This is a genomic window from Streptomyces sp. NPDC088350 (assembly GCF_044753545.1).
In the GTDB taxonomy this organism is placed as follows: Bacteria; Actinomycetota; Actinomycetes; order Streptomycetales; family Streptomycetaceae; genus Streptomyces.
Genome location: NZ_JBIVNL010000004.1, coordinates 709480 through 731298, shown reverse-complemented (window position 1 = coordinate 731298; position 21819 = coordinate 709480). Strand labels below are relative to the sequence as shown.

The window sequence follows — 21819 nt, the reverse complement described above, 5'->3', positions numbered from 1 at the left end:
ATCAACTCCCGTACCCGACAAGGAAGTTTCCGTGTTTCTCAAGGCAGCCGTCAACGGTGGACTCACCAAGACCGAACACCCCTCGGTCCCCGTCACCCCGCGGGAACTCGCCGCGGACACCGCCGCCGTGATCGCCGCCGGCGCGGACGTCGTCCACCTCCACGTCCGTACCCCGGAAGGAGGCCAGACCATCGAACCCGGTGCCCTCGCCGAGGTGCTGCGCGAGGTCCGCTCCGCGGTGCCCGGCGCGATCGTCGGCACCACCACGGGTCTGTGGACCTGCTCGGGCCCCGAGGAACGGTACGCGCTGGTCAAGGCGTGGGAGGTGCTGCCCGACTTCGCCTCCGTCGCCTTCAGCGAGGAGGGGGCCGCCGAGACGGCGTCCCTGGTGGTCGCACGCGGCATGGATCTGGAGAGCGCGGTGTGGAGCCTGGACGACCTCCCCGCACTGCTCGCCTCCCCGACGCTCCACGACAACGTTCGCATCCTCATCGAGCCGATGGACACCGAACCGGCCGCAGCGGTGACCCACGGCCGGGCGATGGCCGTGCGTATCCGTCAAGCGGGGGTGACCTGTCCTCTCCTCTACCACGGCGAAGGAGCCACGACCTGGCCCGTGTTGCGCGCGGCCTTGGAGGACGGCCACCAGATACGCATCGGTTTCGAGGACGGCATTCATCTTCCCGACGGGTCCCTGGCGTCCGACAACAGTGCCCTTGTCCGCGCCGCCCGCGCGATGACGACCTGACGGCGGACGAACCGGAGGGCTCGTGCTGGTGGTCATTGTCCTGTGGGTGGTCCGGTGCGCGAAGGCGGGTGGGAGGTTGGGCCACACCGCGGGCGAGCGTTCCAACGGGCCGAAGCGGCGCGCGAGTTCGGCGCCGAAGTGACGGGCGGGTGGAGTCCAGGATGTGCCCGCGCCGTTCCCGTGACATGACCGTCCACGGCAGCCCGGAGACCACCGCGTCGGCCGGTTCGCCCACGGCGGTCGCCAGTTCGGCGGCCGGACCCCGTACGAGGGTCAGGCGTGTGTCGCGCCGGGTGGCGAGAGATCACTCCACCTCTGGAGACGTCGCCCACCATGTCGCTTCAACGCTTCCGATCCGACCATAGGCTCAGTGGATTTCGGGTGCACACGGGTGGGAGTGAGGTCTCGTGAATCAGCAGGTGCACGTCCGCTCCGATCAGTCTCAGCTGTTCCGTGACGCGATGGCCTCGTTTCCCAGCGGCGTCACCGTAGTGACCACCACCGATGACACCGGTCGCTGGTGCTGGTGCTGGTCGGCCTCGACGAAGGTGCTGAATGCCACCCCGCGTTCGTAGCGGCGCAGCGTGGGACCGTACCTGTGATTGACCCGGAGCACGCCGATCTCGCAGCCCGGTTCGCCACCAGGGGGGGCCGACGAATTCGCGGACGCCGGGTTCGTCGCCGACCAGCATGGCCTGCCCGTGCTCTCGCGCGCGTTCGTCACTTTTGATTGTGCCGCGTATGCGGGTTACACCGGCGGGGACCACACCATCCTGCGTCGAGGCGGTCGCACTCGGTCGGAGTGTCGGTCGAGCGGGACGAACTCGGGGTCTGCCTCGCGAGGAGAACGCAGCAGCAGACAGACCGGGAGCGTAGGCGGTTGGCGGACCAATGACGGCGGTGCTGTAGGCATGCGTGGTGCCGAAGGAGAAGTCGAACCCGGTAGGGCCATGACCATCGCCTCCGAACTGGACCTGCGCACCGCCTGCACGCGCCCGCGGCTGTCCGTCATCGAGAGGAAGGAACGCGTCCTGGTCTTCTCGATCCTCCCGGACCGCTGCTCGGGGGCGGAGCGCGAGGGACGCCGAAGCGGCCGTAGCCTCCTGGAGGAAGGGCCTCAAGCAGCCCACCGCGCTTCGGTCTCGTGGTCGGCGGCGTCGTGCGGTGATGTCGTCGACAGGGTGTGTGTCCGACCCGGCGACGGCGAGATCGTCCAGGTGGACGTGGGCGGTCGGTGGTGACCGTGGCGAAGGGGGCCCGAACTCATGGGCTACGCGACGGTGTTGACGCTCCGGAGGCTGTTCGGGGTTGGATCCTGAGCGGACCAATCCGTACGGCGGTGTCGTCGTGCTGGGGTACCCAGTGGGCGCGACCGGCGCGATCCTGTCCTTGCGAGTTGCCCAGGACTTGGTCCGCAGGGACCTCGAACTCGGTGTTGTCACGATGGGTGTCGGGGGAGAGGGCAGGACCTGGCCGTGTACTTCCGACGGGTGCGAAGAGTCAGGCGTACGCCTATGAACCGTCGTAGGGGTAGAAACCTCGGCCGCTCTTGCGGCCGAGGTGGCCGGCGGCGACCATGCGGCGCAGAAGTGCGGGGGGCGCGTAGAGCGGCTCCTTGAACTCCTCGTACATGGACTCGGCCACTGCCTGTGCGGTGTCGAGACCGATCAGGTCGAGCAGACGCAGCGGTCCCATGGGGTGGGCGCAGCCGAGTTCCATGCCCTGATCGATGTCCTCGGGGCGGGCGGCGCCCGACTCCACCATCCGTACCGCGCTGAGCAGGTAGGGCACGAGCAGGGCGTTGACGACGAAGCCGGAGCGGTCGGGCGCCTGGACGGCCTGTTTGCCGAGCTGATCGGTGAAGGCACGGGTGCGTCGCAGCGTGTCCTGGCTCGTGGTGAGGGCGGGGATGACCTCTACGAGTTGCTGTACGGGCACGGGGTTGAAGAAGTGCATGCCGACGACCTGGCCGGGCCGCTCGGTGGTGACGGCGAGGTCGACGATGGGGATGGACGAGGTGTTGGTGGCCAGGATCGCCGCCGGGTCCTCCACCGCCTTGTCCAGGGCGCGCAGGACCTCGGTCTTGATGTCGCGGTTCTCTGCGACCGCTTCGACGACGAACTGACGGTCGGCCAGATCGCCGAGGTCGTGGGTGAACGAGAGCCGGGCGAGGGCCTGGTCGCGTTCTGCCTCGCTCAGTTTGCCGCGTTGCACGCCTCGGTCGAGCGAGGCGATGAGCCGTCGCCGACCTGTCGCCGCCGCGTCGGGCGTGGCTTCGGCGACGCGGACGTCGATGTCGCGGCGGGCGGCCACTTCGGCGATGCCGGAGCCCATGAGCCCACAACCGACGACGCCGAGACGGGTGATGGAGTCCATGTGAAGTCCTGTCCGATCGATGGTCGTGGTCAGACATTGCGGCGGTACTGGCCGCCGACCTCGAAGAAGGCGTCGGTTATCTGCTGGAGAGAGCAGACCCGGGCGGCGTCCATGAGGACGGCGAAGACGTTGCGATCACTTGTCGCCGCCTCCTTGAGAGCGGCCAGAGCGGTGTGGGCCTGCTCCTGATGACCGGCCTGGAAGTCGCGGACGCGGTCGAGTTGGGACTGCTTCTCCACCTCCGTGGCCCGGGCGAGTTCGATGGCGCCGGGCTCGGCGGAGTCGGCGTGCGGGTTGCGGAAGGTGTTGACGCCGATGATGGGCAGCGTGCCGTCGTGCTTGCGCTGCTCGTAGAGCATCGACTCGTCCTGGATACGGCCGCGCTGGTAGCCGGTCTCCATGGCGCCGAGCACACCGCCGCGCTCGTTGATCCGCTCGAACTCGCGCAGGACGGCTTCTTCGACCAGGTCGGTGAGTTCGTCGATGATGAACGACCCCTGGAGCGGGTTCTCGTTCATCGCCAGGCCCCACTCCCGGTTGATGATCAGCTGGATGGCCAGAGCACGGCGGACGGAGTCCTCCGTGGGAGTCGTGACGGCCTCGTCGTAGGCGTTGGTGTGCAGGGAGTTGGCGTTGTCGTAGATGGCGATGAGTGCCTGAAGGGTGGTGCGGATGTCGTTGAAGTCCATCTCCTGGGCGTGCAGGGAGCGTCCGGAGGTCTGGACGTGGTACTTCAGCTTCTGGCTGCGCTCGTTCGCGCCGTACTTCTCCTTCATCGCGACGGCCCAGATGCGGCGGGCCACGCGGCCGAGCACGGAGTACTCGGGGTCCATGCCGTTGGAGAAGAAGAACGACAGGTTGGGGGCGAAGTCGTCGATGCGCATGCCCCGGGCGAGGTAGCTCTCGACGTAGGTGAAGCCGTTGGCGAGGGTGAAGGCGAGCTGGCTGATGGGGTTCGCGCCGGCCTCGGCTATGTGGTAGCCGGAAACGGAGACCGAGTAGAAGTTGCGGACCTTGTGTGTGATGAACCATTCCTGGATGTCGGCCATCATCCGCAGGCTGAACTCGGTGGAGAACAGACAGGTGTTCTGGCCCTGGTCCTCCTTGAGGATGTCGGCCTGGACGGTGCCGCGCACGTTCGCCAGCGCGTGCGCGCCCAGCTCCGCGGCCTCGTCGGCCGACGGGTCACGCCCCTCGGCGGCACGGAACTTGTCGATCTGCTGGTCGACGACGGTGTTGAGGAAGAACGCCAGGATGGCCGGGGCGGGTCCGTTGATCGTCATGGAGACCGAAGTGGTCGGAGCCACCAGGTCGAAGCCGTCGTAGAGGGCCTTCATGTCGTCCAGCGTGGCCACCGAGACGCCGGAGGTGCCGACCTTGCCGTAGATGTCGGGGCGTTCGCCCGGGTCACGGCCGTAGAGGGTGACGGAGTCGAAGGCCGTGGACAGGCGGGTCGCCGGCTGGTCCTCGGAGAGCAGCTTGAAGCGCCGGTTGGTGCGGAACGGGTCGCCCTCGCCGGCGAACATCCGGGCCGGGTCCTCGCCGTCCCGTTTGAAGGGGAACACCCCGGCGGTGAAGGGGAAGCGGCCGGGCAGGTTCTCCCGGCGCCAGAAACGCACGAGCTCCCCGTGGTCGGTGAAGCGGGGCAGTGCGACGCGAGGGATCCTGCTGCCGGACAGGGACTCGCGGGTCAGCTCGGTGCGGATCTCCTTGTCCCGGATTTTCACGACCTGCGCGTCGCCGGAGTACGACGCCACCACCGCAGGCCAGTTCAGGATCTGGGCGACCATGTCGTGGGGGAGCAGCTTCCGTGCGTCGTCGAGCAACGACCGCACGTTCTCGGCGTCGGTGCCGGCGTCGACGAGTTCGGCTCTGACCGCCTCCAGACGCTGCACCCGCCGTGCGGCATCGGCCAGTTGGGAGGTGTCGCCGTGGTAGGCGCGTACCGTGTCGGTGATCTCGGCGAGATAGCGCACCCGGTCGGCCGGCACGACTTGGCGGATGCCGGAGGAGTGGCGCACGTCGACCGGTGCCAGCGTGCTCTCGGACAGCGGCAGGCCCTTCTCGGCCAGGACCGGCTTGAGGTGCTGGTGGAGCGCGGTGACGCCGTCGTCGTTGAAGGTCGCCGCCGAGGTGCCGTACACCGGCATGTCCTCGGGGCGCATGGTGAACGCCTCGCGGTTGCGGACCAGTTGGCGGCCGACGTCGCGCAGCGCGTCCTTGGCGCCGCGCCGCTCGAACTTGTTGATCGCCACCACGTCGGCGAAGTCGAGCATGTCGATCTTCTCCAGCTGCGAGGCGGCACCGAACTCCGGTGTCATCACGTAGAGCGAGGCATCGACGAGCGGAACGATCGCCGCGTCGCCCTGACCGATGCCCGGTGTCTCCACGATCACCAGGTCGAAGCCGGCGGCCTTCGCGACGTCGATCACCTCGGTCAGGTGCTCGGGCAGTTCGCGGCTGCCCCTGGTGGCCAGACTGCGGAAGAACACCCGGTTGCCGTCGAGGGAGTTCATCCGGATCCGGTCGCCGAGCAGTGCGCCACCGCCGCGGCGTCGGGTCGGGTCGACCGCGATCACCGCGATCCGCAGCTTGTCCTGCTGGTCAACCCGGAACCGGCGTACCAACTCGTCGGTCAGTGACGACTTTCCCGAACCACCGGTGCCCGTGATGCCCAGCACCGGCACGGTCCGTGCCCGCGCCGCGGTGCGCACCTGCGCCAGGAACTCCGCGGGCAGTTTGCCGAGTTCGGCTCCGGTGAGGGCGCGGGCGATCGCGAAACGGTCGCCGGCGAGGACGGCGGAGACGTCGGACGGCGCGCTCTCCCACAGGTCGAAGTCGCAGTCCCGCACAACGGAGTTGACCATCCCGGCGAGACCCATCCGCTGCCCGTCCTCCGGCGAGAAGATGGTCACTCCGCTCCCGCGCAGCCGGGTGATCTCCTCGGGCACGATGACGCCGCCGCCCCCGCCCACTACACGGATGTGCTCGGCGCCCTGGGCGCGCAGGGAATCGACCAGGTACTCGAAGTACTCGACGTGTCCGCCCTGGTAGGAAGAGACGGCCACGCCGTGCACATCCTCCTCCAGCGCGGCGTCCACCACTTCCTGCACCGACCGGTTGTGCCCGAGGTGGATCACCTCGGCGCCCTGGGACTGGAAGATCCGCCGCATGATGTTGATCGATGCGTCGTGCCCGTCGAACAGGGCCGAAGCCGTGACCAGACGGACAGGGTGCACCGGACGGTGTAGATCGCTCATGAAGTCTTCCCCGCAACGGTCAGGAGAGCTGACGAGCGAAATACTAGGACGTCCTAGTAAATGACAGAAGGTGATCGTCGTGTGACCAGAAGCACAAAGGGGGAAGTGAACCGGTCCCCGAGGAGTCTGCCGACGCCTTCGTGCCGGGGCGCGACTGTTCACGACGGGTCTCGGCTCAGGAGCGGTCGGTGGCCTTCCCCCGGTTCCGTGAGTCGCTCGTGGTCGGCCGGCGCCGGCAGGAGGACTACCAGGGCCGCGCCTGTCCTGCGCCCGTCCGTTCCACGAAGTGCTCCAGGTCCTCGGGGCTGGGTCTGAGTACACCGTCGCGTACGGCGAGGGCCGTGGCCTCCGCGCGTGAGACGCAGCCCGTCTTGCGGAGCAGGTGCTCGATGTGGCTGTGCACCGTCCGCGGGGACAGGAACAGTGCCTGTGCGATGGCCTGGTTCGTCTGGCCCCTGGCCGCGCGGGTCAGTACTTCCAGCTCGCGCGGGCTCAGGCCGTAGGGCAGCGGTGTGGGTGTGTCCGACACCAGGACCGCCCTTCGGGCGACCGGTGACCCCACCGTGCATCGGCGCAGCACCACGCGGCGCCAGCCGCGGCCGACCGGCCACAGGACGCGCAGCCGCAGGCCGCCCGAGTCGGCGAACGCCCGCACCAGGCGGCCGAATTGGTCGTCGTCGAGTACGTCGGCGGGGTTCCGGCCAGGGAGGCGGATGACACCCTCGGCGGTGACGAGGTTGGCCCCCGCGTCCGCCGGTACGTCGTGCAGGTCACCGGTGTGGGCGGTCGGATCGGCGAGGACGCCCAGCGCGGGCAGGATCGAGGCGAGCAGGTGCCGTGCCTCCGTGTCGTAGGTGCCCGGTCCCTCGACGGACACGTTGACCAGGCCGACCAGGCGGCCGTCGTGGCGCAGGGCGCCGGTGAGCGCGTCGCGGAACCCGGCGGGCCGGACCCGCTCGGCGTAGAACCAGCCGTTGCGGAAGCGCTGCGCGCCCGATGCGGCGTCCTCGGCGTCCTCGGTGATGGACGGCGGGAGCGGCTGCCGTACGACGTTCGCGTACCACGGGGTCGAGACGAACTCGGCGGCCAGCGACTCGGACGTCGTGGCGGGGTAGCCGATTCCCGCGACCTGAAGGTGTGTTCCGGTGATCGGATCGATCGTGAGCAGGGTGGCGGCGTCGAGGGGCAGGGCGCGGCGGAGTTCCTCCAGCGCCTGGGCGCAGGCCGAAGCGGTGTCGCGTTCGCGGGTGAGCATGCAGATGCGGGTCGCTGCCGCGAGCTGCTGGTGGCTGACCATACGGGCCTCCCGGAACCCCACGACGAAGATGTCGTTTGACTCCTAACGGTATGGGCTTCCGGGCAGGCCGGACAAGCCGTCCACTGTTCCGTGACCGGGGCACGGCCTTTGCGACCGGACACCCACCGCTCGCCCCCGGGCCGCTCGGACAGTCGGTACTTCTACGGATGGCGGGGCGGGGCGCCCGGGTCTTTGCTGTTCGGCACAGCCGGACGCCCGGTGCCAGCGCCATCGGGCCGTATCCCTCGGAGCGCCCCGCCATGCCCAGATCCTCTTGTCCCTCCTCGGCCTCGCGCCGCCAGTTCCTGACGCTCTCCGGAGGCATGGTCGCCGCTACCGCGCTCGCCCTCTCGGGCTGTTCCGCGCCGGACGACGGCACGAGCACGGCCGCCGCCGAGCCGTCGGCGCGGTCGAAGTCCCTCACCAGGATCGGCTTGGACTATCCCTTCACCCAACTCCCGCTCTACGCGACCCTCGTGAAACTCTCCACGGCCGCGGCCAAGAAGCACGGCGTCTCCCTGCTGACCACGAGCGACGCGAGCAGCGCCGACACCCAGGCCACCAATCTCACGACATGGGTGGCCCAGAAAACGCCGGCCATCGTGTCGTTCCCGATGGTCTTCGAGGCCACCGAGGCGATCGCCAAGAGGGCGTTGGACGCGGGGCTGATCTGGGTGACGTACGGCGGATCCCTGCAGCATCAGAGCGCGGACATCCAGTTCAGCTTCCTCAAGGGCGGCACGCTGCTCGGGGAGGCCGCCGCGAAGTGGGCCAACGAGACGCTCGGCGGCAAGGGCAAGATCGCCTTCCTCACCGACAGCACGATCGAGCTCGGCCGTGAGCGGACCAAGGGCATGATCGACGCCTTCACCCAGCACGCGCCCGGCGTCGACGTGGTCGCCCAGGAACAGGCCGTCGACCCCGACAGCGGGCTGTCCAAGTCCCGTGCCGTCCTCGCCAAACACCCCGACCTCAACCTCGTCCTCGGCGTCACGGACGCCGCCGCCTACGGTGGCTTCAAGGCACTCCAGCAGACGGGCCGCAAGTCGACCGACGCCAGGACCTTCGTCGGCGGCCAGGACGGCGCCGCCCCCTCCCTCCTCGCCATCAAGCAGGGCACCTTCTACCGGGCCTCGGCGGCCCTGGCGCCGAAGGACATCGCGAACGCGGTCGTCGACGTACCCCTGGCCGTCGCCGCCGGGAAGGCGGACCCCAGCGTCCAGGTGCCGATCACCCTCGTCGGGCAGGGGGACATCGCACGTATCGACGACCTTCTCGCGCAGAACTCCTAGGCGCCCGCCATGACGGAACCGAACCTTCGTATCCGGGGGCTGAGCAAGTCCTTCGGCGGCGTCAGGGCCCTGGACGGCGTGGACCTCACGGTCCCGGCGGGCCAGGTCCACGCCCTGCTCGGTCACAACGGCGCCGGCAAGTCCACCTTGATCAAGTGCCTCGGCGGTGCCTTTCCGCCGGACGCGGGCACGATCGAGGTGGGCGGGACCGCCCATGCGCGCCTGACCCCACGCGAGTCGATCGCCGCGGGCGTGGCGATCATCTTCCAGACACTCAGCGTCGTCGACTCCCTGACGGTGGCCGAGAACATCTTCCTCGGCCAGGAGTGGACGCGCTGCGGCATCGTGCACCGCCGAGCGCAGGAGGACGTGGCGGCGGGGCTGCTGGAGCGGGTCGCGGCGAGCTGCTCGCCGCGCGACCGGGTGGGTGAACTACCCATGGGGCAAAGGCAGTTGGTGGAGATCGCGAAGGCCCTCAGCCGCAGTGCCGCGGTACTGGTCCTGGACGAACCGACCGCCGCACTGTCCGGGGCCGAGAGCGATGCCCTGTCCGAACGCGTCGAGGACCTGCGTACCCAGGGCCTGGCCATCGTGTACGTCACCCATCTGCTGGCCGAGGTGGAGCGGCTCGCGGACGCGGTGACGGTGTTGCGCGACGGCCGGGTCGCCCACCACTCGACGGTCGCGGGTCACACCCGACGCGAGCTGGTCGAAGCCATCGTCGGCCGACCCGAACCCGTCCCGGAGGACACCACGCGCACCGCCGGTCCCACCGTCGTCGAGGGGGACGGCACCTCCGCCCTTCCGAGTGCCCCCAGGCTCGTGGTCGACGGGCTCCGCGGCCCCGGGTTCGGCCCCGTGGAGTTCGACGTCGGCGAGGGGGAGACCGTCGGACTCTACGGACTCATGGGCTCGGGCCGCACGCGCATCCTGGAGACCCTCTTCGGCGGGCGCCGCGCCTCGGGCGGCACGGTGCGGGTCGGGGAGCAGGTCGTCGCGCCCGCCCGTCCCGCGGACGCGCTGGCCGCGGCGATCGCCCTGGTGCCGGCCGACCGGCGCAGGCAGGGCCTGTTCCCTGTACTGAGCGCGCAGGACAACGTGCTGCTGCCGTCGATCGGCCCGCTCGCCCGGCATGGGCTACGGGACCTGGCCGCCGAGCGGCGGGTGTTCCGTGCCCTGTCCGACGCGGTCGGGCTGCGGCCCGTCCGTCCGCGGCTGCCGGCCGCCGCCTTCTCCGGCGGCAACCAGCAGAAACTCGTGCTGGGCCGGTGGATCAACGAGGCGCGCAGTGTCGACGTCCTGCTCCTCGACGAGCCCACCCAGGGCGTCGATGTCGGCGCTCGTCAGGAGATCTACCAGGTCGTCTCCGCACTCGCCGCCCGGCGGGGAACGGCCGTGCTGTTCGCCTCCAGCGACCCGGGAGGAGGTCGTCGCACTCGCCGACCGCTGCCTGATCGTCTCGGGCGGCCGGATCACCGGCGAACTGAGTGGCGCCGAACTCACCGAAGCCGCCCTGCTGTCGGCCGTCCACGACGCCGACGACACCGCCCCCACGACCTCGGAAGGAGCGGCATGACGACCGCGACCACCGCCCCCGCGAACCGCCTGACCCCAGGCCCGCGCGCCCTGGCCGGAGGCGGGCTGAACGCCCTACGGCGTCATCCCCTGCTGGTCGTCCTCGCCCTCATGGTGCTGGTCTTCCAGCTGACCACCGGCAGCTTCCTCGACCCCGGCAACCTGCGGGGGATCGCCACCGACGCGGCGACCCTCGCCATCGTGGCGGTGCCGCTGGCCCTGCTCGTCATCAGCGGCTACCTCGACCTCTCGGTCGGCTCCACGCTGGCGCTCGGCGGACTCGTGGCGGGCTGGCTCACCGGGCAGCAGCACCAGCCGCCCGTCGTCGCCGTGCTCGGCGCGCTCGTCGTCGGCGCGGCGGTGGGCGCCGTGAACGGCATCCTGTGCTGCTACCTCGGGCTGTCCGCGTTCATCGTGACACTGGGCATGCTGACGGCGGTCCGCGGACTGGCACAGCAGCTCTTTCCGCTGCCGCTGAGCGGCTTCGGGTCCGGGTTCGCCTGGCTCGGCGGATCCCGCATCGCCGGAATCGACGCACCGGTCGTCATCGCCGTACTCGTCCTCGCGGCGGGCGCGCTGTTCCTGGCGCTCACCCCGGCCGGACGCCACGCCTTCGCCATCGGCGTCAACCGGGAGGCCGCCTATCTCTCCGGCATCAATGTGCGCCGGACGCCCTTCGCGCTGTTCGTCGTCACCGGTGTGGCCGCGGCCCTGGCCGGCGCGATCAAGGCATCGGTACTGGACAGTGTCGTGTCCGGGACATCGGGGGCCGGGTTCGAACTGACCGTGCTCACCGCCGTACTGCTCGGCGGGGTCGCGCTCAGCGGCGGCTCCGGTTCGGTCCTCGGCGTCCTGCTCGGTGTGCTCTTCCTCGGCTGCCTGCAGAACGGACTGACGTTGTTGAGCGTGCCCACGTTCTGGCAGCAGATGGCGCAGGGCAGCGCCCTGGTGGCCGGCGCCGCGCTCGCCCGCTTCGGCCCACGGCTCACGCGGTGACCGCCCCCTTGCCCCGAACCGTTCCGGCGGAAAGGCCTCACGTGCGCGACAGCGACCCCTCCCTCATCCTGACCGGCGGGCAGGTCCTGACCGTCGACCACGACTTCACGGTCGCCGAAGGCGTGGCCGTGCACGGCCGGGACATCGTCGCCGTCGGCAGCGACGCCGACCTGCGCGCCCTGGCCGGACCCGGCACGCGGATCGTGGAACTCGACGGCAGGACCGTCCTGCCGGGCATCAACGACTCGCACCTGCACGGGGCGGCGTACGGCATGACGAAGCCGCCGTTCGCCCTCGACGTAGGCCACCCGGCGGTCGGGTCGATCGCCGACATCGCCACCGCCGTGGAGCGGGCGGCCCGCGCGGCCCGGCCCGGTGAGTGGATCGTCGGGCTCGGCTGGGACACCGGTTACCTGGCGGAGTGCCTGGCCGACGCGCGACGGTTCCCGCACCGACGGGACCTGGACGCGATCGCACCGGACAACCCGGTCTGTCTGACCCACTTCTCCTCGCACCTCGTGTGGGTCAACAGCGCGGCGCTGCGCCGCTGCGGCATCGACACCGTGAGCGTGCCGCCGTCCGCCGGAGTCGTCGACACCGACTCCGGCGGGGAGCCCACCGGCATCCTGCGCGAGGCCGCACAGCAGCTCGTCCTGGCCCACCTGCCCTCGCCCACCATCGGCCGGCGCCGTGCGGCCATCCAGGGCATGGTGCGTGAACTGCACTCCCGCGGCATCACCAGCTACACCGAACCAGGCCTCGGCCCGGGCGGTGCCACATCCCTCTTCGGCGGCCTGAGCACCGACAACTGGACTGCCTACGCCGACCTCGCCGCGAGTGGCGGACTCCAGGCCCGGGTCAGCGTCCTGCTGCTGCCGGCGCCCATGGGCGGCTCGGCCGACGACGTCCGCAAGGGCCTGGCCGAACTGCGGCGCCCCGAGTCCGCCGATCCGCGGCTCCTGAACGCCATCGGCGTCAAGATCTTCGCCGACGGGGTGCCGCCCAACGGGACGGCCTGGATGCGAGAGCCGTACGCCGACGGCGGCCACGGCGCGCTGTGCGTGCACGGCGACACCCCCGCACTCCGCAGCGACGAACTGGCCGAGATGATCCGCGTCGCCCACGAGGCGGGCTTCCAGCTCGGCGTGCACGTCACCGGCGACCTGGCCATCGACACGGTGGTCGACGCCTTCCTCGCGGCGAACGACGCCGTTCCGCGTCCCGACGCCCGCCATTACGTCATCCACGGCGACTTCGTCGGCGCCGACAGCCTCGCCAAGCTGGCCGCACATGGCTATGGCGTCAACATGAACCCCGCCATCAAGTGGACCATCTCCGACCTGATGGACGAGGTCGTCGGCCCCGGCCGCTCCGCGTACCAATGGCCCGTACGGTTCGCCGTCGAGGCCGGGGTCACCGTCTGCGCCAGCTCCGACGCGCCGATCACCGAGCCCGACTGGCGGCAGGGGGTGTCCGCCATGATGTTGCGGGAGTCGAAGGCCAGCGGCCGACAGAGCGGTCCCGAGCAGTGCGTGTCGCTCGCCGAGGCCCTGCGCGCCTACACGATCAATCCCGCCCGGCAGGACTTCGCCGAGAACTGGAAAGGGTCCGTCGAGATCGGCAAGGTCGCGGACCTGTGCGTGCTGGACCGCCCGCTGCTGGACCTGGACCCGCACTCCCTCACGGACGTCGAGGTGGACCTGACGGTGTTCGACGGGCGCGTCGTCCACGAACGCTGACCGCGCCGACCTGGACCGCCCGACAATCCCCTCAATACGTTTGAGGCCAAATGAGAAACCGGCCTGCCACGGCCGGCGCAGGCGAAGGACGTCCCCGATGACCGACACACCCCGCATGCTGCTTGTCCTCAGCGAGAACTGGACCCTGACCGGCGGCCGGGCCGACCTGCCCGCCGCCGTACGGTGGGCCCGCGAGGCCGAGGACGCCGGTTTCGACTCCGTCATGGTCAGTGAGCACATCGTCCTCGGCCCGGACGCGGCGGCCGACGGCATCATGGGCAACCCCCGAGACTACGCCCTGCCGGGCAACCAGGATCCGTACACACCCTGGCCGAACTCGCTGCTCCTGCTGTCGGCCATCGCCTCCGTCACCGAACGCCTGCGCCTGGCCGCCGCCGCGGTACTGGCACCCCTGCGCCATCCGCTGCTCATGGCCCGGGAGTTGGGCACCCTCGACCTGATCAGCGAGGGCCGGCTGCTGGTGCAGCCGACGGTCAGCTGGAGCAGGGACGAGTACGACGCCCTTGGCGTCCCCTTCGGCGGACGCGGGCGGCTGCTCGACGAACACCTCGCCGTCTGGGCCAAGGCCTGGGGGCCTTCACCGATCTCCCACGAGAGCGAGCACTACCCGTTCCGGGACGTGTACTTCGAACCCAGGGCACACCGCCCCGAAGGACCGAGACTCTGGTTCGGCGGGCAGCGCCTGGGCGGCCCCGTCCTGCGCCGACTTGTGCGGTACGGCCACGGCTTTCATCCACTGGGGCGGCCGGCACCGCAGGAGATCCAGGTGCTCAAGGACGCCCTGACGGCGGCCGGCCGGGACATCGCCGAACTGGAGATGATCGGCGGCACCCAGGCGGTGTTCCCCGACGACCACTCCCCGGCGGACCTCGGCGCGGCGCTCGCGGTCATCCCGGAACAACTGGAGCAGGGCTTCACCACGTTCTGCGTCAAGCCGAACCAGTTCATCGACGACCCGCACGCGGTCGGCCGGTTCTGCCGTGACGTGATGCGTCGCGTGGAGGCGCTGCGTGCTTGACGGCCCAGTCGGCCCGCTCCTTCGTGCAATGCGACTCCGAACGACATTCGCCCTCCACACAACTGTTGCTGAAGGAGTGTGCCCATGCCGGGCCGACTGGCCGGACGCGCCCCGGCGGCGGGTGCTGACGTGGCTCGTGTGCGGCGGGCCGCCCGGCCCCACCGTCTCGGGTCTCTGAGACGGGCCGGTGATGTGGGCTGCCTGTCGGTGCAGGCGATTGCACCTGTCCGGCGGCGCCCGAGCGGTTGCTCACGGACGACGTGACCGAGGCGGTACGACGGCTTGCCGCTCCGGGGTCGCGCTCCACCCGCGCGCGGACCTTGCGGTGGGCGGCGTTGTCTTCTTCCTTGCCCGCCGGCAGGGTCCGATGGGGGCGTCTGCGGTGCGGGGTGACCATCCCGCAGTCGAGGCAGGCGTCGTCGCCCAGCACGATCACATCCTGGCAGCCCGGCACCGGCCGGGCCGCCGCGATCACCAGACGGGTGTCGGCATCCACGATGACCTGCACGGTCGCCGAGAACCGGCAGGTGCGTGACGAGGAGCCCACATGCCGCCCGGCCGGCTGCGTTCACCGGCGCGGGTGCGGAGTCGTACGACTTCTTCGTCAACGGGCGGTCCGCGCCTTGGTCCTCTCCTCACCGCCTCGGTGGGCGGGCCCGATCCGCTCACTCGTACATGGCGACGAGCCGTCCCACCACCTCGCCGCGCTTGAGCCGCTCCACGCCTTCGCCGATCTCGTCGAAGCCGATCCGGGTGATGCGCGAGCGCACCTTGCCCTCGGCGATGAGGTCGACGACCTTCAGGCAGTCCTCGGGAGTGCCGGCCTGTGAGCCGAGCAGGACGACCTGGTTGAGGGTGAGCGTCTGGAGGTGATGGTGCCTTCCGTGACGCCGAGCCCGACCTGGACGACGCGGCCGTCGCGCCGGACGGTCTCCACGGCGCCCGCCGTGGTGGTGCCGTACCCGGCGAAGTCGACGACGACATCGAGCCCCTGGTCCGCGAAAGGGCCGGCCCAGAGATGGACCACGACCCCGAATGATCGCCCGTCGCTGCCGATCAACGGAGTGGCGACTGTCGCGTACGGGAACGGTATGGCCGGTCGGACACCGCTGGGAGTCTCGCTCAGCACGCGTACGCACTGGCGTCCGGTGCGGTAGGCGACGGCTCCGATGTATCGATCGTCGGTCATCGCGTGGTGGTCCGCCACGGTGAAGATCGACAGCGGGTCGCCCGCCACGAGAACGTTGGCCAGCGTCTGCCCGTCATCGAGGGGAACCATCGCGGTACCGGTCGTTGCCTGAAGCTCGTGCACCGTCTGCCGCAGCCCTGCGGCGAGTATCCGGTCCGCGGTGTCGAGAGCCGTCACGGGGCTCGATGACCTCGCGAGATGTCCCTCTTCTCCCATGGCCGCTCCAGAGAGCCGATCCCCCTGGTTCGAGCGTATGCCTCAGGGCCTCACCGGACCTTCAGGGTCGTTGGCGGGCGCCGCTCGTGACCACACGGGCTCCGCTGTGAGAGTAGCGGCCGAAACCCGCTCTGACCTCGGTGAACGGAACGGTTTCCGCGCACAAAGATGCGTCAGTACGTCGTTGACCGGTGACGTGCGCCGGGGCCAGGGTGATGGAGCCAGATCGGATTCCGACACCCGTTTCCGGTAGCCGAACCGAGAGCAGGAGGCCGTGATGCTCCAGACAGAGACCCGTGGACATGCCGAGTGCGCAGACGGCCAGGAGTCCGCCACCGCAGCCACTGCCACGGCAGCGATGTCGACTGCGCCGACGGTCTGCCGCGAGCTTTTCTTCCAGCGCTGCCTCTGGTGCGGGACTGCGGCCAACCGCCGTTCGTTCTGCCGTACCTGCGGGGCCACGGCCTTCACCCGGGAGAGCAGCGACGGCTTCGGGGTCGTCGTTCGCCGCAGTGGTCATGCTCAGCTCAACACGTGGTTCGTCGCGATGGACGAGGGCTTCAACCTGCTCTGCCAGGTCACCGGGACGGCGCCGGTCGCGGTCGGGGCGGGGTCACGGGTGAGTGTCGTACGGTCCGTCGCTCCCCTCGGTCAGGGACTGCCCCTCGTCGAACTCACCCACCCGGCATCGCCACTGGCGCGCTGGTGGTAACGGGAACGGGCCGGGACACAGCCACCCCGCACGCGGGGGACGACCAGAGAGGAGGGGGCGTGGGCACCCAGCACAGCGCACCGGACGGACAAACGGGCGGTCTCGACGGAGCGGGGCACGGCGCGCTGGACGGATTGCGCATCGCCGACTTCTCCCGGGTACTCGCCGGCCCCTACGCCACGATGCTCCTCGCCGACCTCGGTGCCGACGTGGTGAAGGTCGAGCGGCCGGGCATCGGGGACGAGACCCGGGCCTGGCATCCCCCGGCGGATCAGGACGGCACGTCGACCTACTTCCTGAGCGTCAACCGGAACAAGAAGTCCGTCGTCCTGGACCTCACCACCGACGCCGGCCTCGAACAGGCCCGTGCCCTGGTCGCCGAGTCCGACGTGCTGGTGGAGAACTTCCGGCCCGGCACGATGGAACGGCTCGGGCTGGGACCTCGCGAACTCCGCGCCCGGCACCCGGGGTTGGTCTACTGCTCGATCAGCGGCTTCGGCAGTGGTCCGGGCGCGGCGATCCCCGGTTACGACCTGCTCGTGCAGGCCGTCGGCGGTCTGATGAGCGTGACCGGCGACGCGGCCGGGGCGCCGGTGAAGGCGGGCGTGGCCCTGGTCGACGTGATCACCGGCCTGCATGCCTCGCTCGGCATCCTCGCCGCTCTCCGCCACCGGGACGCCACCGGGGAGGGGCAGCACGTGGAAGTGAACCTGCTCAGCTCCCTGCTGTCCGCCATGGTCAACCAGGCGTCGGCGTTCGCCGTCGCCGGCGTGGTCCCGGGCCGGATGGGCAACGCGCACCCGAGCATCGCCCCGTACGAGACCTTCCCGGCCGCCGATCGCCCGATCGCGATCGCGGTGGGCAACGACCGCCAGTTCGCGGCACTCGCCAAGGCCGTGCAGGATCCGGATCTCGCGCTCGACGACCGTTTCCGCACCAATGCCGACCGGGTCGCCCACCGCGCCGAACTTCGGGACATCCTGACCGAACGCCTGGGTGCCGACGGCGCGGACCACTGGTCGGCCGTCCTGCTGGCCGCCGGGGTGCCGGCCGGGCCGGTGAACACCCTCGACGAGGCCTTCGCCTTCGCCCAGAACCTCGGCCTGCCCGGCATCGTCGACATCGCCGCTGATGAGACACACGGCAGGCACTCCCGCCAGGTCGCGAACCCCATCGCGCTGAGCGGCACGCCGGCGCAGTACCGCTTGCCACCGCCACACCTGGGCCGGCACACCGCTGAGATCCTCCGCGTTCCCCACCACGGCTGAGCGTGGCACAGACCGGTCGTCCGACCGTTCGCCGCGCAGCCGCCACGACCGAACCGCACACCGCAACCACCAGGAGCCCACTGATGAGCCGCAAGCCGATGAAGGACCCCCTCGACCTGATCGACCTCGCCTCCACCCTCACCGACGAGGAACGCGAGATCCAGACCACCGTCGCCAAGTTCCTCGCCGACCGGGTGCGCCCGCACATCGGCGAGTGGTTCGAGAACGCGCATTTCGCCCGCGAACTCGCCCCTGAAATGGGCAAGTTGGGGGTGCTCGGCATGCACCTCGAAGGGTACGGCTGCGCCGGGACGAACGCGGTCGGCTACGGCCTCGCCTGCATGGAGATGGAGGCGGCGGACTCCAGTTTCCGCAGCTTCGTCTCGGTGCAGGGCTCGCTGTCGATGTTCTCCATCTGGAAGTGGGGTTCGGAGGAGCAGAAGCAGGAGTGGCTGCCCCGGCTCGCCGCAGGTGAGGCGATCGGCTGCTTCGGCCTGACCGAGCCCGACTTCGGCAGCGACCCCTCGGGAATGCGCACCCGGGCCGTCCGCGACGGAGCCGACTGGATCCTGAACGGCTCCAAGATGTGGATCACCAACGGCGGCATCGCGGATGTGGCCACCGTCTGGGCACAGACCGAGGACGGCATCCGCGGCTTCCTCGTCCCGCGCGGGACGCCCGGCTTCACCACGCAGGACATCAAGCACAAGATGTCGCTGCGCGCGTCCATCACCTCGGAGCTGTACTTCGACAACGTACGGCTGCCCGACTCGGCCCGACTGCCCCTCGCGGAAGGTCTGCGCGGACCCCTGTCCTGCCTGAACGAGGCCCGCTTCGGCATCCTGTTCGGCGCGGTCGGCGCGGCCCGCGACTCACTTCAGACAGCCATCGAGTACGCCGACTCCCGCGTCCAGTTCGACAAGCCGATCAGTGCCTTCCAGCTCACCCAGAAAAAGCTCGCCGACATGAGCGTGACCCTGGGCAACGCCGCACTGCTCGCCGTCCACCTGGGCCGGCTCAAGGACCAGCACCGCATCCGGCCCGAGCAGATCAGCGTCGGCAAACTCAACAACGTCCGGGAAGCGATCGCCATCGCACGCGAGTGCCGCACCGTCCTGGGGGCCAACGGCATCTCGCTGGAGTACTCCCCGCTGCGCCACGCCAACAACCTGGAGTCCGTCCTCACCTACGAAGGCACCAGCGAGATGCACACCCTCGTCGTCGGCCAGGCGATCACCGGCCGGCCCGCATTCCGCTGATCGCCGAAGACCGAGGGAGGACACCCGTGAACATCGTCGTACTCGTCAAGCAGGTCCCGGACTCCGGCGCCGAACGCACCCTGTCCCACACCGACCACACCCTCGACCGCGAGGACACCGAACCCCCCTGGACGAGATCAACGAGCGCGCCGCCGAAGAAGCCCTGAGACTGGAGGACACTTCGGACGCCCACGTCACCGTTGTTTCCATGGCACCCGAGTCCGCGCGCGACGCCCTCCGCAAGGTCCTGGCGATGGGCGGTGACCAGGGCATCCACATCTGCGACGACAGGTTGCGCGGCGCCGACGTACTGATCACCGCAAAGGTCCTGGCAGCCGCCGTGCGGAACGTGGCGGACGTCGACCTGGTGCTCGCCGGCAACGCGAGCACCGACGGTCAGGCCGGCGCGGTTCCGGCCGTCGTCGCCGACCTGTCCCTCGCCCCGTACCTGATCGGCCAGAAGCTGCTCTGAACCGCCCCGTCAAGAAGACCCGACCAAGAACAAAGAAGACAGGCACCCCGTGCCCGATGTCCTCGTGCTCGTCGACCACGACGGCGAACGTGTCAACACATCCACGTACGAACTCCTGGCCGCCGCAGGGCGGTTGGGGGACCCCGGGGCCGTCGTCGTCGGAACTCCCGGCACGGCGGCGCGTCTTACGGATTCCCTCGCCCGGTACGGCGCCACGAGCGTCCACGTGGCGGAGTCCGGCGAAGCGGCCGAGTTCCTTCTCACGCTCGCCGTCGACGCCCTGGAGCTGGCGGTCAGAGAAGCAGCTCCTGTCGCCGTCCTGGTCTCCGCCACGACGGACGGCAGGGAGGTGGCCGCGCGTCTCGCCGCGCGCCTGGACGCCGGACTGCTGATCGACGCGGTCGACCTGGATTCCTCCGGTGTGGTCACCCAGGTCGTTTTTTTGGTGGGTCCTACACCGTCCGCTCCCAGGTCATCCACGGCATACCGGTGATCAGCGTGCGCCCGGGCGCCTTCGAACCGCAGGAACACCCCGCGGAACCCGTTCAGCGGACACTCGCGCTGCCGGCGGTCGACCCCGCGGCGTCCGCCTGCATCACTGCCCGACGCGACACGCCCGCGGGCGACCGCCCCGGGCTCACCGAGGCGACCGTCGTCGTCTCCGGAGGCCGCGGTGCCGGGGGAACGGAGGGCTTCGCGGTGGTGGAGGAGCTGGCCGACGCCTTGGGAGGTGCGGTGGGTGCCTCCCGCGCCGTAATGGACGCCGGGTACTACCCGCAGCGGTACCAGGTCGGGCAGACCGGCAAGACCGTCTCCCCGCAGCCGTACATCGCCCTGGGAACCTCCGGAGCCATCCAGCATCTCGCCGGGATGCAGACCTCCAAGACCATCGTCGGGGTCAACAAGGACCCGGAGGCGCCGATCCTGGACCTCGCCGACTACGGCGTGGTGGGAGACCTGTTCGCGGTGGCGCCCCAGCTCACCCAGGAAGTGACGGCCCGCCGTCAGTGAGCCGGAGAGGTCCGCCGTCGGGCGGGCCATGATCCAGGTGAGTACGGCCGGGAGGGACCCCGCCCCCCCTGCGGTATCCACCTTCCACCACGCGGTCGGACGCACGCCGCCGCAGACCACCGCGCCCACGGAGCCTGGCCGTGGGCGCTTTGGTGTTCGGCCTTCGGCATACGGGACGCGCTCCGGGCTTGACGGCTGCCGGAGCCGTTCGTACGTGGAGCCGACGTGCTCGTTGTGGATCCGGGACGTCCCGTGGCGAGGTGCTGGGTGCCACGGGTACGACAGCACGGGTCCTCAGGCCGTCTGGTAGCTGAAGAACCCCTGGCCTGACTTACGGCCCAGCAGCCCTGACTCGACCATGCGGCGCAGGAGCGGGGGAGGGGCGTACAGCGGTTCCCGGTATTCCTCGTACAGGGCCTCGCCTATCGCCGCGACGGTGTCCAGACCGATGAGGTCGGCGAGGTGCAGCGGGCCCATGGGGTGGGCGCAGCCCGCCGTCATCCCGGTGTCGATGTCCTCCGCGGTCGCGGTGCCGGAGCCGACCATCCGCACCGCTGCCAACAGGTACGGCACAAGGAGGGAGTTGACCACGAAGCCCGCACGGTCCTCAGTGACGATGGCGGTCTTGCCCAGGGTCTCGCTCGCGAAGGCCCGCACGCGCAGTTCCGTGGCCTCCGAGGTCTGCAGGGAGGGGATCACCTCGACCAGCGGCATGACGGGGACAGGGTTGAAGAAGTGCAGGCCGACCACTGCCTGCGGCCGACTGGTCGCGGCTGCGAGCCGGGCGATGGGGATCGAGGAGGTGTTGCTGGCCAGCACGGCGGCCGGGTCGGTGACCACGGTGTCCAGTTGCCGGAACAGCTCTGTCTTGGCCCGCTCGTCCTCGACGGCGGCCTCGATCACCAGGTCCGCCCCCGACAGGCGGGAGAGATCGCCGGTGACCGAGATCCCGGCGAGCGCATGCGCGCGCTCCTCCGGGGTGATGGTGCCGCGCTTCTCGGCCTTGAGCAGGGAGTCCGCTACGCCCACCAGTCCGGTACGGGCCCGGTCCTCGGTCACGTCGCACAACGTGACGTGCAGACCGGCGCGGGCACAGACCTCGGCGATGCCGCGGCCCATCTGGCCGGCGCCGACGATTCCCACGTGCTTGATCGATGTCATGTGCTCCTCCGCCTGTCCTCCGTCCGGCGGTGGTCGAGCGACGCCGTCACGGTCTGTGGTGCCACATCGAGCGTAGACCGCCTACAACGCCTCTGACCTGCTCAGACGGTGCGTCATCCACGCACAAAAATGCGCCGGTTCGCGGTTGACCGACCCGGCCGTGCCGAGCCACGATGATCACGTCCGGGGCGGGTCCGGCGACCGGAGAA

The 21819-nt window shown here is 70.0% G+C and carries 18 protein-coding genes and 2 pseudogenes; 14 read left to right on the top strand and 6 right to left on the bottom strand.

Annotated features, from left to right (window positions below; genetic code table 11):
- The first annotated feature begins 31 nt into the window (after positions 1-31).
- The 4 genes from ACIQBL_RS17190 to ACIQBL_RS17175 all read left to right on the top strand — a co-directional run bounded on the left by ACIQBL_RS17190 (position 32) and on the right by ACIQBL_RS17175 (position 2266).
- The gene (locus ACIQBL_RS17190; RefSeq protein WP_401942193.1) at positions 32-748 is read left to right on the top strand and encodes a 3-keto-5-aminohexanoate cleavage protein; all 717 of its coding nucleotides are present in this window, start codon (positions 32-34) and stop codon (positions 746-748) included.
- A 407-nt stretch (positions 749-1155) separates the two neighbouring features.
- Entirely contained in the window at positions 1156-1323 is a 168-nt protein-coding gene (locus ACIQBL_RS17185) for a hypothetical protein (protein WP_401942190.1), read from the top strand.
- Positions 1324-1698: 375 nt separating this feature from the next.
- Entirely contained in the window at positions 1699-1989 is a 291-nt protein-coding gene (locus ACIQBL_RS17180; RefSeq protein ID WP_401942188.1) for a hypothetical protein, read from the top strand.
- 106 nt (positions 1990-2095) lie between these two features.
- Entirely contained in the window at positions 2096-2266 is a 171-nt protein-coding gene (locus ACIQBL_RS17175; RefSeq protein WP_401942186.1) for a hypothetical protein, read from the top strand.
- Here the strand turns inward: ACIQBL_RS17175 and ACIQBL_RS17170 are convergent.
- The 3 genes from ACIQBL_RS17170 to ACIQBL_RS17160 all read right to left on the bottom strand — a co-directional run bounded on the left by ACIQBL_RS17170 (position 2261) and on the right by ACIQBL_RS17160 (position 7681).
- Positions 2261-3124 carry a 3-hydroxybutyryl-CoA dehydrogenase gene (locus ACIQBL_RS17170; RefSeq protein ID WP_401942185.1) on the bottom strand — a complete coding sequence of 288 codons (864 nt, stop codon included), beginning with the start codon at positions 3122-3124 and terminating at the stop codon, positions 2261-2263. The genes ACIQBL_RS17175 and ACIQBL_RS17170 overlap by 6 nt on opposite strands.
- A 29-nt stretch (positions 3125-3153) precedes the next feature.
- On the bottom strand, positions 3154-6384 hold the full coding sequence (icmF, locus tag ACIQBL_RS17165) for a fused isobutyryl-CoA mutase/GTPase IcmF (protein ID WP_401942182.1): 3231 nt from the start codon (positions 6382-6384) through the stop codon (positions 3154-3156).
- Between the two features lie 244 nt (positions 6385-6628).
- Positions 6629-7681, bottom strand: a complete 1053-nt coding sequence (locus ACIQBL_RS17160; RefSeq protein ID WP_401942180.1) for a response regulator transcription factor — start codon at positions 7679-7681, stop codon at positions 6629-6631.
- A gap of 260 nt (positions 7682-7941) precedes the next feature.
- Here ACIQBL_RS17160 and ACIQBL_RS17155 point away from each other — a divergent pair, with 260 nt between their 5' ends.
- The 4 genes from ACIQBL_RS17155 (at position 7942) to ACIQBL_RS17140 (ending at position 14322) form a co-directional block, all read left to right on the top strand.
- The gene (locus ACIQBL_RS17155; protein WP_401942178.1) at positions 7942-8973 is read left to right on the top strand and encodes a sugar ABC transporter substrate-binding protein; all 1032 of its coding nucleotides are present in this window, start codon (positions 7942-7944) and stop codon (positions 8971-8973) included.
- A 9-nt stretch (positions 8974-8982) separates the two neighbouring features.
- Positions 8983-11544 carry an ATP-binding cassette domain-containing protein gene (locus ACIQBL_RS17150; RefSeq protein WP_401942175.1) on the top strand — a complete coding sequence of 854 codons (2562 nt, stop codon included), beginning with the start codon at positions 8983-8985 and terminating at the stop codon, positions 11542-11544.
- Positions 11545-11585: 41 nt separating this feature from the next.
- Positions 11586-13283: an amidohydrolase gene (locus tag ACIQBL_RS17145; protein WP_401942173.1), complete on the top strand. Its 1698-nt coding sequence runs from the start codon at positions 11586-11588 to the stop codon at positions 13281-13283.
- 97 nt (positions 13284-13380) lie between these two features.
- The gene (locus ACIQBL_RS17140; protein WP_401942171.1) at positions 13381-14322 is read left to right on the top strand and encodes an LLM class flavin-dependent oxidoreductase; all 942 of its coding nucleotides are present in this window, start codon (positions 13381-13383) and stop codon (positions 14320-14322) included.
- A gap of 301 nt (positions 14323-14623) precedes the next feature.
- On the opposite strand, the pseudogene ACIQBL_RS17135 reads toward ACIQBL_RS17140, so the two are convergent.
- Both ACIQBL_RS17135 and ACIQBL_RS17130 read right to left on the bottom strand, forming a co-directional pair.
- Positions 14624-14875: pseudogene (locus ACIQBL_RS17135) on the bottom strand (IS5/IS1182 family transposase); the annotation flags it as partial.
- Positions 14876-15121: 246 nt separating this feature from the next.
- Positions 15122-15688 (bottom strand): hypothetical protein, encoded by a 567-nt coding sequence (locus ACIQBL_RS17130; RefSeq protein WP_401942168.1) that lies wholly within the window; start codon positions 15686-15688, stop codon positions 15122-15124.
- A gap of 316 nt (positions 15689-16004) precedes the next feature.
- Here ACIQBL_RS17130 and ACIQBL_RS17125 point away from each other — a divergent pair, with 316 nt between their 5' ends.
- From ACIQBL_RS17125 to ACIQBL_RS17100, 6 genes and pseudogenes are all read left to right on the top strand, one after another.
- Positions 16005-16439 carry a hypothetical protein gene (locus ACIQBL_RS17125; protein ID WP_401942166.1) on the top strand — a complete coding sequence of 145 codons (435 nt, stop codon included), beginning with the start codon at positions 16005-16007 and terminating at the stop codon, positions 16437-16439.
- 59 nt (positions 16440-16498) lie between these two features.
- Entirely contained in the window at positions 16499-17707 is a 1209-nt protein-coding gene (locus ACIQBL_RS17120; protein WP_401942164.1) for a CaiB/BaiF CoA transferase family protein, read from the top strand.
- Between the two features lie 83 nt (positions 17708-17790).
- Positions 17791-18966 carry an acyl-CoA dehydrogenase family protein gene (locus ACIQBL_RS17115; RefSeq protein WP_401942161.1) on the top strand — a complete coding sequence of 392 codons (1176 nt, stop codon included), beginning with the start codon at positions 17791-17793 and terminating at the stop codon, positions 18964-18966.
- Positions 18967-18992: 26 nt separating this feature from the next.
- Complete coding sequence (locus ACIQBL_RS17110) at positions 18993-19133, top strand: hypothetical protein (RefSeq protein ID WP_401942158.1); 141 nt, start codon at positions 18993-18995, stop codon at positions 19131-19133.
- Positions 19094-19438, top strand: coding sequence for an electron transfer flavoprotein subunit beta/FixA family protein (locus ACIQBL_RS17105; RefSeq protein WP_401942531.1), 345 nt, complete (start codon positions 19094-19096; stop codon positions 19436-19438). Before ACIQBL_RS17110 ends, ACIQBL_RS17105 begins: the two co-directional genes overlap by 40 nt.
- Positions 19439-19487: 49 nt before the next feature.
- A pseudogene (locus tag ACIQBL_RS17100) lies at positions 19488-20449 on the top strand (electron transfer flavoprotein subunit alpha/FixB family protein).
- Between the two features lie 294 nt (positions 20450-20743).
- Here ACIQBL_RS17100 and ACIQBL_RS17095 read toward each other — a convergent pair.
- The gene (locus tag ACIQBL_RS17095) at positions 20744-21610 is read right to left on the bottom strand and encodes a 3-hydroxybutyryl-CoA dehydrogenase (RefSeq protein ID WP_401942157.1); all 867 of its coding nucleotides are present in this window, start codon (positions 21608-21610) and stop codon (positions 20744-20746) included.
- Positions 21611-21819: the final 209 nt, after the last annotated feature.